General features: G+C 64.7%; 13 protein-coding genes and 1 tRNA gene. 6 read left to right on the forward strand and 8 right to left on the reverse strand.

The window, feature by feature from the left end; all coding sequences use genetic code 11:
• Window positions 1-11: 11 nt before the first annotated feature.
• Complete coding sequence (gene rnc, locus M2339_RS00790) at window positions 12-683, reverse strand: ribonuclease III (protein WP_264579713.1); 672 nt, start codon at window positions 681-683, stop codon at window positions 12-14.
• Window positions 680-1,498, reverse strand: coding sequence for a signal peptidase I (gene lepB / locus M2339_RS00795; protein WP_181560576.1), 819 nt, complete (start codon window positions 1,496-1,498; stop codon window positions 680-682). Before lepB ends, rnc begins: the two co-directional genes overlap by 4 nt.
• 170 nt (window positions 1,499-1,668) lie before the next feature.
• Here lepB and pgi point away from each other — a divergent pair, with 170 nt between their 5' ends.
• Window positions 1,669-3,183: a glucose-6-phosphate isomerase gene (pgi, locus tag M2339_RS00800; protein WP_264587818.1), complete on the forward strand. Its 1,515-nt coding sequence runs from the start codon at window positions 1,669-1,671 to the stop codon at window positions 3,181-3,183.
• A 118-nt stretch (window positions 3,184-3,301) separates the two neighbouring features.
• Here the strand turns inward: pgi and M2339_RS00805 are convergent, their stop codons facing one another.
• Entirely contained in the window at window positions 3,302-4,687 is a 1,386-nt protein-coding gene (locus M2339_RS00805) for an MFS transporter (RefSeq protein ID WP_264606120.1), read from the reverse strand.
• Window positions 4,688-4,833: 146 nt separating this feature from the next.
• On the opposite strand from M2339_RS00805, the gene M2339_RS00810 reads away from it, so the two are divergent.
• From M2339_RS00810 to M2339_RS16200, 3 genes are all read left to right on the forward strand, one after another.
• Window positions 4,834-6,312, forward strand: coding sequence for an FAD-dependent oxidoreductase (locus M2339_RS00810; RefSeq protein WP_264571248.1), 1,479 nt, complete (start codon window positions 4,834-4,836; stop codon window positions 6,310-6,312).
• A 21-nt stretch (window positions 6,313-6,333) separates the two neighbouring features.
• The gene (locus M2339_RS00815; protein ID WP_264571247.1) at window positions 6,334-7,392 is read left to right on the forward strand and encodes a TauD/TfdA family dioxygenase; all 1,059 of its coding nucleotides are present in this window, start codon (window positions 6,334-6,336) and stop codon (window positions 7,390-7,392) included.
• A gap of 123 nt (window positions 7,393-7,515) precedes the next feature.
• Entirely contained in the window at window positions 7,516-8,616 is a 1,101-nt protein-coding gene (locus tag M2339_RS16200) for a diguanylate cyclase domain-containing protein (protein ID WP_181560572.1), read from the forward strand.
• Window positions 8,617-8,651: 35 nt separating this feature from the next.
• Here the strand turns inward: M2339_RS16200 and M2339_RS00825 are convergent.
• Window positions 8,652-8,728 (reverse strand) — tRNA-Arg (locus M2339_RS00825).
• Window positions 8,729-8,860: 132 nt separating this feature from the next.
• Here M2339_RS00825 and M2339_RS00830 point away from each other — a divergent pair.
• The gene (locus M2339_RS00830) at window positions 8,861-9,625 is read left to right on the forward strand and encodes a queuosine precursor transporter (RefSeq protein WP_413714709.1); all 765 of its coding nucleotides are present in this window, start codon (window positions 8,861-8,863) and stop codon (window positions 9,623-9,625) included.
• A gap of 9 nt (window positions 9,626-9,634) precedes the next feature.
• On the opposite strand, the gene M2339_RS00835 is transcribed toward M2339_RS00830, so the two are convergent.
• Window positions 9,635-10,348 (reverse strand): RluA family pseudouridine synthase, encoded by a 714-nt coding sequence (locus tag M2339_RS00835; protein WP_264572301.1) that lies wholly within the window; start codon window positions 10,346-10,348, stop codon window positions 9,635-9,637.
• A gap of 306 nt (window positions 10,349-10,654) precedes the next feature.
• On the opposite strand from M2339_RS00835, the gene ctrA reads away from it, so the two are divergent.
• The gene (ctrA, locus tag M2339_RS00840; RefSeq protein ID WP_181560569.1) at window positions 10,655-11,368 is read left to right on the forward strand and encodes a response regulator transcription factor CtrA; all 714 of its coding nucleotides are present in this window, start codon (window positions 10,655-10,657) and stop codon (window positions 11,366-11,368) included.
• Between the two features lie 425 nt (window positions 11,369-11,793).
• On the opposite strand, the gene M2339_RS00845 is transcribed toward ctrA, so the two are convergent.
• The 3 genes from M2339_RS00845 to dcd form a co-directional block, all read right to left on the reverse strand.
• Window positions 11,794-12,624 carry a 23S rRNA (adenine(2030)-N(6))-methyltransferase RlmJ gene (locus tag M2339_RS00845; protein ID WP_264587816.1) on the reverse strand — a complete coding sequence of 277 codons (831 nt, stop codon included), beginning with the start codon at window positions 12,622-12,624 and terminating at the stop codon, window positions 11,794-11,796.
• A 373-nt stretch (window positions 12,625-12,997) separates the two neighbouring features.
• Window positions 12,998-13,777: a metallophosphoesterase family protein gene (locus tag M2339_RS00850; protein WP_264587815.1), complete on the reverse strand. Its 780-nt coding sequence runs from the start codon at window positions 13,775-13,777 to the stop codon at window positions 12,998-13,000.
• 85 nt (window positions 13,778-13,862) lie between these two features.
• The gene (dcd, locus tag M2339_RS00855) at window positions 13,863-14,417 is read right to left on the reverse strand and encodes a dCTP deaminase (RefSeq protein WP_181560566.1); all 555 of its coding nucleotides are present in this window, start codon (window positions 14,415-14,417) and stop codon (window positions 13,863-13,865) included.
• Window positions 14,418-14,463: the final 46 nt, after the last annotated feature.

Raw genomic sequence — 14,463 nt, forward strand, 5'->3', positions numbered from 1 at the left:
GGGGGCGCGGATCATGCCTTGAGCTTGGCGAGCAGGGCAATGGCGGCGGCCGTCTCGGCCTCCTGCTTGGAATGGCCCTCGCCCTGCGCCTCACCCGCACTGCGTATGGACACCGAGATGGTAAAGCGCAGGGCATGTTGCGGCCCGCTGCGCTCCAGCAGCTCATAATGTGGCGGCTGGCGGTTATGGGCCGCCGCCCATTCCTGCAGCGCGGATTTGGGGTGCTTGGGCGCGCTGGCCTGTCCCTCGACCATCGGCTCCCACATGCGGTGGATAAACGCCCGCGCGGCATCCATACCGATGTCGAGATACATGGCGCCGATCAGCGCTTCCACGACATCGCCGAGCACATTGTCGCTCTCGACCGCCCCGTCGTCGCGCGCCTGCTTGCCGAGGCGCAGATGCGTGCGCACGCCAATCTCGCGCGCTACCTGCGCGCAGCTAGTGCCGGTCACCAGCTGATTGAACCGGCGGGAGAGCTGGCCTTCCTTCTCGGCGGGAAAGCGGACGTAGAGCCAATCGGCCATCACCAGCCCCAGCACCCGGTCGCCCAGAAACTCCAGCCGCTCATAATGGGTCGCGCTCGCGCTGCCATGGGTCAGCGCCTGCTCATAGAGCGCCCGCTGCCCCGGCGCCTGACCGATAAGGTCGGCGAGCCAGGCGTCGAGATCGGCCGTGCTCAAAAGCCTTCGCCGATGCGTTCAGGCCGGGCGGCGGTGAACCATGTCCAGGGCAGGAGCAGATTGGCCGAACCGTCGGTGGAGAAGAAGCTGACCAGCGCCCGCCCGATCAGATGGTCGATCGGCAACGGCCCGACGCCCCGGGCGTCGACGGGAATGCGGCTGTCGGCACTGCGGTCGCGATTGTCGCCCATGACGAAGACGTGGCCCTCCGGTACAACAGAGACGGCGCTATTGTCCGCCGGACCGTCGATAAGGTCCAGCACTTCGTAGCTTTTTCCGTTCGGTAGCGTCTCGCGATAGCGCGGGTATCGGCAAAAGGCCTCGCCCTTGGCATCCGTGAACTCGAATTCCTCGATGAAACAGGGCGAGGGGCTGCGCTCGGTATTGGCGGCCTGCAGCATGTTGGCGGTCACCGGGATCACCAGATCATCGATTCGCCGCTTGGGAATGGCCTTGCCGTTTAGATAGACGACGCCGTCCTGCATCTGGATGGTATCGCCCGGCAGGCCGATGACGCGCTTGATCCAGTCTTCCTTGGGATTGCCCGGCGAGGCGAACACCACCACGTCCCCCCGCTCGGGCACCTTGCCCATCACCCGCCCCTCGAACAAAGCGGGCTGAAACGGGAAGCTGTAGCGCGAATAGCCGTAGGACCATTTGGAGACGAGTAGATAGTCGCCGATCAGCAGGCGCGGCTGCATGGATTCGGAGGGAATATTGAACGGCGCGATCAGCAGCGAGCGGATCGCCACCACGATCACCACAAGCTTGACGAGGAACCACAGGAAATCCCGTGTCTCGGATTTGTGGGACATCGAAAGGCAGCTTTCCAGACAGGTTCGTCGCGATGACGGGAATATAGCGTCTTTGCGGGGCGGGGGTGGCGGCGTCAAGCATTGTGGCGCGCTTCGCACGTGCAATAGGCCTGCGCATTGGATATGCCGCCCATGAATAAAGCAACGCCAGACCGGAGCGCTTACGCACCATGACCGACCCTGATCGCATCACCGCTTGCTGGACCGACATCAAGGCCGCGCCGATTCCCGATCTGCGCAGCCTGTTCCGCGATGAGGCGGATCGGCTGGCGGGCCATGTGGTCGAGGAGGCCGGCCTGCGCTTCGATTTCTCCAAGACGCACCTCACCGAGACGACGCTCTCGGCCTTCGAGGCGCTGGCGCAGGCAGTTGACTTTAACGGCAAGCGCGCGGCGATGTTCGCTGGCGAGGTCATCAACGTGACCGAAGGGCGCGCTGTCGAGCACACCGCCGAGCGTGGCGAGGGCAACCCGGACAGCGTGGCCGCCGCACGCGAGCACAAGGTGCGGATGCGCACGCTGATCGACGCCATCGAGGCCGGCGCGCTCGGCGAGATCCGCCACATCCTGCACGTCGGCATCGGCGGATCGGCGCTGGGACCGGATCTGCTGGTCGATGCGCTTGCTCGTCATGCCGACCGCTATGACGTCGCCATCGTCTCCAATGTCGATGGCGTGGCGCTGGAGGATGCGATGGCCCGGTTCGATCCGGCCTTCACGCTGCTCGTCATCGCCTCCAAGACCTTCACGACCACCGAGACGATGCTCAATGCCGCCAGCGCGATCGCGTGGATGACGCAGGCCGGTGCGGACGATCCTTATGGCCAGGTCATCGCGCTCACCGCCGCGCCGGACAAGGCGATCGAATGGGGCGTGGACGAGACGCGCATCCTCGGCTTCTCGGAGAGTGTCGGTGGGCGCTATTCGCTCTGGTCCTCCATCGGCTTCCCCGCCGCGCTGGCGCTGGGCTGGGATGCCTATGAGGCGCTGCTGGAAGGCGCTGCGGCGATGGACCGGCATTTCCGCCACGCCGACGCCCGCGACAATGCCCCGCTGCGCGCTGCCTTTGTCGACCTGTTCTATGCCCGCGTCATGGCCTGCCAGACCCGCGCCGTCTTCGCTTATGATCAGCGGCTGCGGCTGCTGCCTTCCTATCTTCAGCAGCTGGAGATGGAGAGCAACGGCAAGTCGGTGAAGGCGGATGGCAGCCCGGTCGATGGACCGACGTCTGCGATCACCTGGGGCGGTGTCGGCACGGATGCGCAGCACGCGGTCTTCCAGCTTCTCCATCAGGGCACGCATGTCGTGCCGGTGGAGTTCGTCGCGGTGACCGAACCGGGCGACACGCTCGACTCTGCCCATCACCAGACCCTGCTGGTCAATTGCTTCTCGCAGGGCGCCGCGCTGATGCAGGGTCGCGAGAATGCCGCCGACCCGGCGCGGGCCTATCCGGGCAACCGCCCCTCGACGACGATCCTCATCGATGAGCTGAGCCCGCACACGCTGGGCGCGCTGATTGCCTTCTACGAGCACCGCACTTTTGCCAATGGCGTGCTGATGGAGATCAACAGCTTCGATCAGTTCGGGGTGGAACTCGGCAAGGAGATCGCCAAGTCCATCGAACAGAATGGCGCGCAGGGCTTCGATCCCTCGACCATGGCGCTCATTGAGCGCGCACTCGCCTAAGCGCGCCTCAAATCCTCCCCATATATGGCGAGGTGACAGCGCGCAGCGCTGACGGAGGGGGCGGGCGAGACCCCCTCCACCGCCTTCGGCGGTCCCCCTCCCCGCGAGCGGGTAGGATTTAAGCTGCGGTCGCCGGGCGCTCGGGCCGCTTGAGCAGCATGTTGATCACGAGGATCGAGAGGAAGAGGATGAACGGGCAGATCGCCGCCAGTGCATAGGTGCGCACGGCGGGGATGCCGCTCGCGAGGATCGCGCCGCCGATCAGCGGGCCGACGATGCCGCCGATTTTGCCGACCGCCGAGGCCCAGCCACCGGCGCTCGCCCGGATCGCGCTCGGATAATAGAGCGCGAGCTGGCTGATGATTGCCGCATGGCAGCCGCCGACCAGCATGCTCTGCACCACGATGGTCGGCAGCAGCATCGCGCGCGGAATCCATTCCATGCCGATGCCGACGGCCATGGGCACGATAAGGAGCGTGCAGGCAGCCGCGAATTTGAGGCCGTAGCGGGCGGAGAAGCGCATGATGACCACGCCGGCAACCGCGCCGAGCAGCGCGCCGATGGCCGAAACGTTGGCGGCGGTTTCCCGCGCCACGTCCATCCGTTCCAGCACCAGCGGGCCGAAGGCGGACTTGAAGAAGATGCCGAGGGCGCTGGCGCCATAGCCGATCCAGATTATCGGGGTGAGCAGGCGCAGATTGCCGACGAACAGGTCGCTGAAGCGGAAGTTGCGCTTGTGCTTGCCTTCGTCGGCCAGAATGAACTGGTCGTCCGCCTGCACGTCGATGCTCTTGTCCAGCCGCTTGATGGTCGCGACGATCAGCTCGGGCTTGATGCCCTTGCTGGCCAGGAAGCGCGGGGATTCCGGCAGGAAAATCGCGATGGCAAGCGCACAGACGACCGAGCCGATGCCGCCGGCGAAATACACGCCTTCCCAGCCATGGAACGGCGCGATCATGTTGGTGAGCGGGGCGGCGGCCGCGCTGCCGAGGCTGAAGCCCATCATGATGAAGGCGATCACCGTGGCGCGCAGTTTGGGTGGCACGAATTCGACATTGAGCGCCCAGGCGAGCGGCAGAGCGCCGCCAATGGCCAGACCATCGAGGAAGCGCAGGGTGAGCAGCGCCGGATAATTGGTCGCGAAACCGGTGAGGAAGGTCAGGATGCCAAAGGCGAAGGTGCACATGATGATTGTCGGGCGGCGGCCGATGCGGTCGCCGACATAAGTGAAGATCAACCCGCCGACGACCATGCCCACCGTGCCGGCCGAGAAGGCATTGCCGATCTCGATGTCCGTGAGCTGCAGCTCGTCCTGCATATAGGGGGCGGTGAACGACATCATCATCATGTCCAGCCCGTCGAACAGCGTGACGAGCCAGGAGAGCATGATCAGCAGATAGTTGAAGGGCGTGAGCTTGCGTCCGTCGAGCAACGTTGCAAGATCAACCGTTTTTGCCGCTCTGGCCATACCGCAGGCGTCTCCCTCTTCGCGCAGATTATCCATATCTCGCCGTCCTTTGCCGGGACTGCGATCATTTCGCTACCTGTTTAGCTACATCTGAACTAATAATTAGCAAGCTCTCTATACACGAGCGAAAATTTGTTGCCTTGACTATGAAGCAAGGCGAATCAGTGAGGAGAGAATGTCAGATGGCTGAAGAGCAGACGCCGAAGGTCCGTCAGGTTCGCCAGTCGGAGGATCGTTTTCTGGCCTCTGACGTGTTCGAGACGGGTGGTCGGGTGCTGCCGCGGGCCAATGGCACGGGGACCTGGGTCGAGCCCGCGCGCGAGATTCCGGTGTATCACAGCTGCGACGTGCTGGTGGTCGGCGGCGGGCCTTCGGGCACGGCGGCGGCCTGGGCGGCGGCGCAGGCCGGGGCCGATGTGGTGCTGATGGAGCGCTATAATCATCTGGGCGGTCTTTCCACGGGCGGCCTCGTCATCTGGATCGATCGGATGACCGACTGGACCGGTCGCCAGGTCATCCAGGGCTTTGCCAATGATGTGCTTGGGCGCCTGCCCGCCGCGGGCCTTGCCGGGCCGCCGCGCGCCGACTGGGGCTCGCGCGATCCCAAGAAGGCGAGCTACTGGGGCCAGCGCACTGCGGCCTTCCACGGCACGGTCTGCTGGTCGCCAACGCTCGATCCCGAGCGGTTGAAGCTGATCAGCCAGGAGATGCTGCTGGCAGCCGGCGTGCGGCTGGTGTTCCACAGCTGGGCAGCAGTGCCGATGGTTGCCGATGGCAAGGTCGAGGGTGTGGTGTTCGAATCCAAGGCCGGGCGTCAGGCGCTGCGTGCCAAGGTGGTGGTCGATACCACCGGCGATGGCGACATCTTCGCGCGGGCGGGGGCCGAGTTCGATACCGATATCGAGGAAGGCGACGTCCATCACAGCGCCAATACCGGCTTCATGCTGGGCGGTGTGGACATGGACCGCTGGCTGGCCTTCCGCGCCAATGAGCCCGAGCAATATGCCGAGTTCGCCAAGCTCGGCCGTGAGCGGCTCGGCTTCTTCCAGCCGCCTTATGTCTCCTGGCGCAACGACATCGCGCTGTTCCTCGGCCCGCGCCAATCCGGCCTGTCCGCGCTGGATGTGGATGACCAGACCGAGTTGGAGATCCGCTCGCACCGCTTCATGCAGACGCATTGCGAGTTCTTCCTCGAACATGCGCCGGGCTTCGAGCAATGCTATATGCTGCAGAGCGGCTCGCAGCTTGGCGTGCGGCACACAAGGCGTCTGGCCGGCATGGGCAAGATCCTGCGCAGCCAGTGGGCCGACGGCATTGCGCTCCCGGACGAGGTTGGCGTCAGCCCTTCGGTCAGCCTCAAATATCCGGTGATCTCGGTGCCCTATGGCGCGCTGGTGCCGCGCAAGCTCGATGGCTTGCTGGCAGGCGGCAAGCACATCAGCTGCGATGCCAACTCGCATGGCTTCATGCGCGAGATCCCGCAATGCTGGCTGACCGGACAGGCCGCTGGCGCCGCAGCCGCGCTCAGCGTGAACGCCGGCGTCCAGCCGCGCGCGCTCGATGTGACCAGCCTGCAGGCAGAGTTGCGCAGGCAGGGCGTGTTCCTGCATGACCAGGCAGGCAAGATGCCGGAAGCCGAGCAGGCCGCCGCAGCGGAATAATCCCGTGAATTGAGAGTATTGATGACTGACAGCGCGACCCTATCCCGCCCCGACCCGAGCGAACTGACCCGTCTCGGTAAGCCTTCCGGCGCATGGACCGGCACGCTCGGCGGGGGTGCCGAGGGCCTCACCCGGCGGCTGGGACCGGCGCAGCTCGACGCGCTGGACGCTGCCGTCCGCGCCACGCAGGGCCGCGCGCCGACCGCCGTCACGCAGGAGGATTTCGGCGCGCCGGCGATCGCGAGCCTGATGGCAGCGGTGAATTACGACCTGATGGCCGGGCGCGGCGCCGTGTTGCTGAGCGGGATCGACATCGCGCGCTACGACCTGGAAGCGTTCCAGCGCCTGCACTTCGGTCTTGGCACGCATCTGGGCCGCGCGGTCGAACAGAGCGCGCGCCACGATCGCATCGGGCTGGTGCGCAAGGAGCCCAATCCCGAACGGCGCGGCTATCTCAACGATACCGAGCTCGGGCCGCACACCGACTATCACGAGATCCTCAGCCTGGCTTCCGTCGTCACCTCGCCGGAGGGCGGGGTAAGCGGGCTGGTCAGTGCTGCCGCCGTCTACGCGGCGATCCAAGCGGAGCGACCGGACGTTCTGGCGGTGCTGGAGGAGGGCTATTATTACCCGACCAGCCTGGAGAGCGTCACCGATTACAAGGTGCCCAGCTTCTCCGTGATCGACGGGCATATCGGCATCTACAATTATGTGCTCTTCATCGTGCAGGCCGCACAGATCAGGGGCGAGCCGGTGCCGGAGCGCTTCGTGGAGGCCTTGCGCGTCTTGATGCGCATGGCGGCGCGGCCGGAGCTGAAGGTGTCCTTCACCCTGCAGCCGGGCGAGATGATCTTCTGGCACAATTTCCGGGTGATGCACTCGCGCACCGGCTTTACCAACACGCCCGGTCGCGAGCGGTTGCTCCTGCGGCTCTGGCTGGAGGCGCACGAGCGCTACCCGCTGGCGCAGGGCTATCGCGAGATCGGCCGCCTGCTGGAGCAGCAGCATGCGCAGGGCTGGTCGATGCTGGTCAACAGTGACGAAAGCCTGCGGGCCGCCGGAACCTTGATCCGCGGATAACGCGCTAACTGCGCGCGTAGGGAACCACTGCGCCGTCTTGGCATTTCCCGTCTTTTCCGGCTCCCGGCGAACATTCTCGGCGCCCGTGTGTTTTGCTGGTAGAAGGGGGCAGGGAAGAGGGCCATGATCAACCGGCAGGTGCTGCTCGCGGACAAGGTGTATGTCGAACTGGTGCGCAGCCTGTTCGTCAATGTGACGCCGTCTGCCATCATGGCGGTCGCCTTTACCCTCAGCGTCGCCCTTATTGTCAACGAGACGCGGGACCGGCTCACGCTGACGCTCGGCGTGGCCGGGGTGCTGGCGATGGGGGTGCGGATCATCGTCACGCTGCGTTTGCGCGGACAGGCGCTAGCCAGCGACCTTCACCCGGTCCGGGCCAGACAGCTCGAGCTCATGTTCCTCATACCCCAGCTCAGCTTTGCCCTCGCGCTTGGCCTGTTCAGCGGGCTTGTCATCCTGCAGAAGTCGGACGGGCAGCCATTGATGGTGTGTCTGGTCGTCGGCTTCTGTGCCGGCCTCGCCGCCGGGTCGGGCCTGCGCCCCCCCGTTGCCGTGCCGGGCATGCTGGCGGCCAGCCTCCCCACCGCTCTGGCCGCCTTTATCCGTGCCGACGCCATGTCGATCGCCACCGGCGCCTCCATTCTGGCCTTCCTCTATGCCGGCGCGCAGAGTCTTGCGACGCGGCATGAGTCTGCCGTGACGGGGATCAGCAAGCGGCTGACCTCCGGATCATTGGCCCGGCGCGATCCGTTGACCAACCTTGCCAATCGGCTCGCCTTGCGCGAGCGGTTCGATGAGGCCGTGGTCCTCAAGCGGGGAAAGGGGATCGTGGCGGTTCACTATCTCGATCTCGACGGGTTCAAGCCGGTGAACGACACCCACGGTCATGCCGCCGGCGATACGCTGCTGCAGATGGTCGCCAAGCGGCTGAGCAGTGCCATCCGCAGCGAGGATATCGTGGCGCGGTTGGGCGGCGATGAGTTCGTCATCGTGCAGTTCGGCCTCGATAAGGCGGAGGATGCCACGCTGCTGTCTGATCGCGTGGTCCGCGCCATCGCGCAGCCCTTCGTCATCGAGGGCAACCGCATCCGCATCTCCACCTGCATCGGCACCGCGACCGCGCGCGCCGAGGAGAGCCACATGGAAGTGCTGATGCGCGAGGCGGACGAGGCGCTCTATGCCGCCAAGCGACGGCGCGCTCAGGCACAGGCGGCGCGGGCTTAACTTTCCCGGCCTTTGCTGACGCGAAATGGAAGAAGTGGCGACCCCGGCAGGATTCGAACCTGCGACCATTCGCTTAGAAGGCGAATGCTCTATCCGGCTGAGCTACGGGGCCACGGAACGATCCGCTAACCGCATCGCCGGGCGTCTGGCAATGGCAAAGCGATGCCGCGCGCGGTTTTGGGTGGGGGCAGGAGGCTGCAAGATCGATTGCAGGGCGCGATATCGCGCGGCATAGTCCCGCGCCATGGCTGCTCCCTCCGACGCCGCGTCCGCCGCGACTCCGCCCTCGATCGCTCCCCATTCGATCGCTCATGTCGATGCCAGCGCGCTCGCGGGCCACCGGCTGCAATATTATGATTTCGTGATGGCCGCCTTCGTCGCGGTGCTGCTGCTCTCCAACGTCATCGGCGCCGCCAAGCTGGCGAGCCTGTGGGGCTTCACCTTCGGTGCCGGCATCCTGTTCTTTCCTTTAGGCTATGTGCTGGGCGACGTACTGACGGAAGTCTATGGCTATGCCCGCGCCCGGCGCTGCATCTGGGCCGGCTTCGCCGCGATGCTGTTCATGGCCCTGATGAGCTGGGTGGTCGTCTCGCTGCCCCCGGCGGATGGCTGGGACGGGCAGGCGGCCTATGAGTCGGTCTTTGGCCAGGTGCCGCGGATCGTCTTCGCCTCGATCTTCGCCTTTTGGGCCGGTGAGCTGACCAACAGCTTCGTGCTCGCCAAGATGAAGCTGCTGACCAAAGGCAAGCATCTGTGGACTCGCACTATTGGCTCGACCATCGTCGGGCAGGGCGTTGACAGCCTGCTCTTCTATCCGCTGGCCTTTTATGGCCTATGGTCCACCGATCAGGTGCTGACCGTGATGGTCACCAATTGGGCGCTGAAAGTAGGCTGGGAAGCGGTGCTGACGCCGGTCACCTACCTCGCCGTCAATTTCTTCAAGCGGCGCGAGGGGCTGGACGTCTATGATGAGCAGACCGACTTCACGCCCTTCAAGGCGCAGGTCTGACCAGCCCTGTTAGCCCTCGGCCGGTGAAGGCGCGTCCCGGTTAAGCGACTGGGCATCGGGGAAGCCCGCCGCTGCAAACGGCGCCGGGGGCGGGGCTTCGGCCTCGACGGGCGGCTTGCCTGCGCGCGGCAGCTTGAGGCTGACTGCGTGCAGCAGCATCCGGCCATCCCATGGCGCCCCGGGTGGCGCGGAGGGGTAATAACGGTCGCCCAATATACCGAGGCCAAGGCCGTGCAGGGCATGGGCGCGCAGCTGGTGCGTGCGCCCGGTTTCGGGGCGGAACTGCACGAGCGCGCGGCCATCGCGCGCCTCCAGCAGGCGCCAGCGCGTGACGGCCGGCTTGCCCTTCGGGTCCGGCTGCATCCGCCAGCCATCCTCGCGCGTGCTGGTCTTGCCCAGCGGCAGGTCGATCACGCCTTCGCGCTCCGCTGGCACGCCGTCCAGCACCGCAAGATAGACCTTCTCCACCTCGCGCGCTTCGAAGGCCTGGGTGAAGCGCTTGGCAGCCTTGGGATTACGAGCGAGCAGCAGGCAGCCGCTGGTGTCCCGGTCCAGCCGATGCACCGCCACCGGCCAGCGCTGGAAGCCGAAGGTCAGGCTGTCGAGATGATTTTCCAGGCTCAGCGCGCCGTCGCGCGGGCGGTCGACGGGCAGGCCCGCCGGCTTGTCCAGCACGATGGCCTCGCCATCCATGAAGATCACCCGGTCGGTAAGGGGGGACAGATCGCCCACGGGCGACCCTCTGCGGCTGTTCCGGGGATCATGGGTAAAGGACATGCAGCCTCCCTAGGCGCTATCGCCCGCAGGGGGAAGACGCAGGGAGGGATGGCCTCCATTTACTTGCCATTGGCGGAGGGAGCCGCATTGATTCTCACTCCATTAAGCACGCAAACGGCCCGCGACTCGTGCTTTCAGGCCAGTTTACGTAAAATTAACCTTTTGCGTTCACTCTTCATATGGTTAATAGTTACTGGTGGTTGGATTGAGTGACGAGCAGCTCTCCGGCCAACTGAGCAAAGGGGCTGGTGTATGCGCGTGTTGCTGATCGAAGACGAACCGACGACTGCCAAAGCTATCGAGCTGATGCTGACCACCGAGGGGTTCAACGTCTACACGACCGATCTGGGCGAAGAAGGCCTCGATCTCGGCAAGCTCTACGATTACGATATCATCTGCCTGGACCTGAACCTGCCGGACATGCACGGCTATGACGTGCTCAAGAAGCTCCGCGCATCGCGCGTGCAGACCCCGGTCCTCATTCTCTCCGGCATTGCCGAGATGGACAGCAAGGTCCGCTCCTTCGGCTTCGGTGCAGACGATTACGTCACCAAGCCGTTCCACAAGGAAGAGCTGGTCGCGCGCATCCATGCCGTCGTCCGCCGCTCCAAGGGCCATTCGCAAAGCGTCATCCGCACCGGAAAGCTGTCGGTCAATCTCGACGCCAAGACCGTGGAAGTGGATGGCAATCGCGTCCACCTCACCGGCAAGGAATATGCGATGCTGGAGCTGCTGTCGCTCCGCAAGGGCACCACGCTCACCAAGGAGATGTTCCTCAACCATCTCTATGGCGGCATGGACGAGCCGGAACTCAAGATCATCGACGTGTTCATCTGCAAGCTGCGCAAGAAGCTGAGCCTCGCGTGCAGCGGCGACAATTACATCGAGACCGTCTGGGGCCGCGGCTATGTGCTGCGCGATCCCGACGAGATCATCGACGAACTGGAGACGGCGCAGGTCGCCTGACTTCACGCTGCGAACTGGATTTATGGGAAAGGCGGCGGAGCGATCCGTCGGCCTTTGCTGCGTGGGCCTCGCCGGAACCGGTGGATCAGGACAGGTGTGCAGAAAACGCAGCCGCATGCGGGCACACCATACGCCCCATATACCGGACACGCCCGACCTCCAAAAAACCACCCCGTGCTCCTGCGAAGGCAGGAGCCCAGGGCAGACAAGCACCTCGATTTGGCCTGGCGCACCCCAGGCAGATGCAGTCCCGATGGAATAGCCGCCGCGTCATCTGCGGCCGAAAACGGCATCCGGACAACCCTCCGTTCGTCCTGAGTAGCTGCTGAGCCTGTCGAAGCAGCGTATCGAAGGACTGGCTCATGCGCCGACCCACCGGCAAACGTTGCCTTTCGGCCCACTGCCGCCCCCGATGAGATTCTGCCCTACTCGCTCAACCAATCGGCTGTGATCTCGCCTCGATGCCCCTCCGGCGCCAGCGTGGCCCGCAGGGCTTCCAACAGAGGCGGCAGCGCCTGCGTGAAGGCGTAGGGCGGGTTGACGATATAAAGGCCTGCGCCGTTGTAGATGCCCGGCTGGTCGGCATCGTACAACCAGTGATCCACCTGCAAGAATTTCGGGATGCCGAGCTTGCGGAGTTGCCCACTCCAACGTTGATGCGTGGCGCGGTCTTTGAGCGGGTACCAGATCACCGTCACGCCATGCGCCCATTTGCGGTGAGCGGCGGCGAGGGTGGCGGTGATGCGGGCGCGTTCGTCCGTTTGCTCATAGGGCGGGTCGACCACAACCACGCCGCGCGCGGTGCGGGGCGGCACCATCGCCAGCCAAAGCTCGTAGGCATCGCGCTCGTGCACGGCGGCGGACGTGCCGCGCATTACGCCGCGCAGGGAGTAAGCGTCTTCGGGATGTTTTTCGTTGAGGATCAGCAAATCCTGCGGGCGCAGAAGCTGCGCCAGAATCTGCGGCGATCCGGGGTAGAGGCGCGGCTCGGCTCCCACGTTCACCGCCTGCACGGCGGCGCGATAGTCGCTCAGCAAGGGGTTAGGATCGGCAAAGGCGCGCAGCACGCCGTTCATGGCCTCGCCGGTGCGTTGGGCCTGCTCGCTGCCAAGGTCGTACAGCCCGCAGCCGGCATGGGTATCGATCAGGGTCAGGGCGCCCGGCTTCTGCTGCAAGGCGCGGACAAGGGCGATCAGCAGGCTGTGCTTCACGACATCGGCGCTGTTGCCGGCATGGAAGGAATGGCGGTAATTCATGGTGATTCAAATTCCTGACACGCGCTGCCGGGCGGACGCGCTAGGCGACCGACAAGGCGCTCGTAGAGCGTGAGCGGAAGCCTTTAAAGCACTTGCGCGCGGCCTCAACCCCGTGGCGATGGCACCATCGGTGCGATTGCATCATGTGCTCAGAACAGACGCGCCGTTCGTGTCGAGCCCTTCGACTGCCCACAGGCGAGCGCTCGGGATGAACTTCAGCCTTTGGCTGAAGTCGAGACACGCGAGGCCTGTGCCAACCGTGTCTCGACTTCGCTCGACACGAACGGAGCGGTGGGGAGCCGTAGGTGACGGGAAGCGAGGGCAGTCCGGCTGCACTCATCGCAATGTCTGCGTTGTGCCTGACGGAGCCGACCTAGCCCCCCGATTTACCGGTGGAGAGAAACCACCGCTCCGTGCCCTCAAGTCCGGCCGCTGTCAGCACGCCGGACTTGTACGCGCCGGTGTCGATTCCCATCCGGTTTTCGCGCTGCTCGACCGCCTCGGTAATCGAGTGGCCATGGACGATGAAATAATCGTGCGGTTCGTCGTAGAACAGGAATTCCTCGCGGATCCAGCGCAGGTCCTTTTCGTCCTGCTCGTCCAGCGGCACTTCGGGCCGGACCCCGGCGTGGACGAAGGCGTAATTGCCGATGATCGCCTTATCCGTCAGCCCGGCGAGGAAGGCGCGATGCGTATCCGGCACCGCGCTCGTCAGCCAGTCGCGCAGTTCGCCCAGCGTCATTGTGTCGAGATCGGCCTCGCTGGCGCCATAGGAGAGGAGGGTCTCGCGGCCGCCGATGCGGGTGAGGAAGCGCAGCGCGCTCTCATCGCCCTCTACGGCCATCGCGAATACTTCCTCATGATTGCCGCGCAGGCAGAGGATGTTTGGCCACCAGTCGCGAAGTTGCAGCACATAGTCGATCACGCCCCTGCTGTCCTGCCCGCGGTCGACATAATCGCCCAGGAACACCAGTTGCGTGCTGCCGGTCGGGCCACGGCTATGGTCGTCGGCCGCGATCAGATCGATGAGTTCGAGCAGCAGATCCAGCCGGCCATGAATGTCGCCGATCGCATAGACGCGGCGGCCCTCGCCCAGGTCTGGCGCATGGGTCAGAGGTTCAGGCTTTGACTTGGATTTGAAGAGGCCAAACATGTGCCTCTCCATATAAAGCGAGCGGGAGCGATCCGGCCAGCGCAATCGTGCTTAGCAAAAGCTTTCCGGCGACATGCCAGCACGGTTAGAGCTTGGGCAGTGTCACGCCGCGCTGGCCCATATATTTGCCGGCGCGGTCGGCATAGCTCGTCTCGCACGGCTCATTGCCTTCCAGGAACAGGAACTGGCAGGCGCCTTCATTGGCGTAGATCTTGGCGGGCAGCGGCGTGGTGTTGGAAAATTCCAGCGTCACATGGCCTTCCCAACCTGGCTCCAGCGGCGTTACGTTCACGATGATGCCGCAGCGCGCATAAGTGGATTTGCCGAGGCAGATCACCAGCACATCGCGCGGAATGCGGAAATATTCCACGGTCCGCGCCAGCGCGAAGCTGTTGGGCGGGATGATGCACACGTCCGTCTTGCGGTCGACGAAGCTGTTGGCGGCGAAGTCCTTGGGGTCCACCACGGCGCTGTCGACATTGGTGAAGATCTTGAAATCCTCGGCCACCCGCGCGTCATAGCCATAAGAGGAGAGGCCATAGCTGATGCAGCCCTCGCGCCGCTGGCTTTCCACGAACGGCTCGATCATGCCGTTTTCCTGCGCCTGACGGCGAATCCATTTGTCGGAGAGTATGGCCATGGGGGCGTTGCTAATCGCTCGCCGCGCCGAATGCCAGAGGCGATGA

Source organism: Sphingobium sp. B2D3C, assembly GCF_025961835.1.
GTDB lineage: Bacteria > Pseudomonadota > Alphaproteobacteria > Sphingomonadales > Sphingomonadaceae > Sphingobium.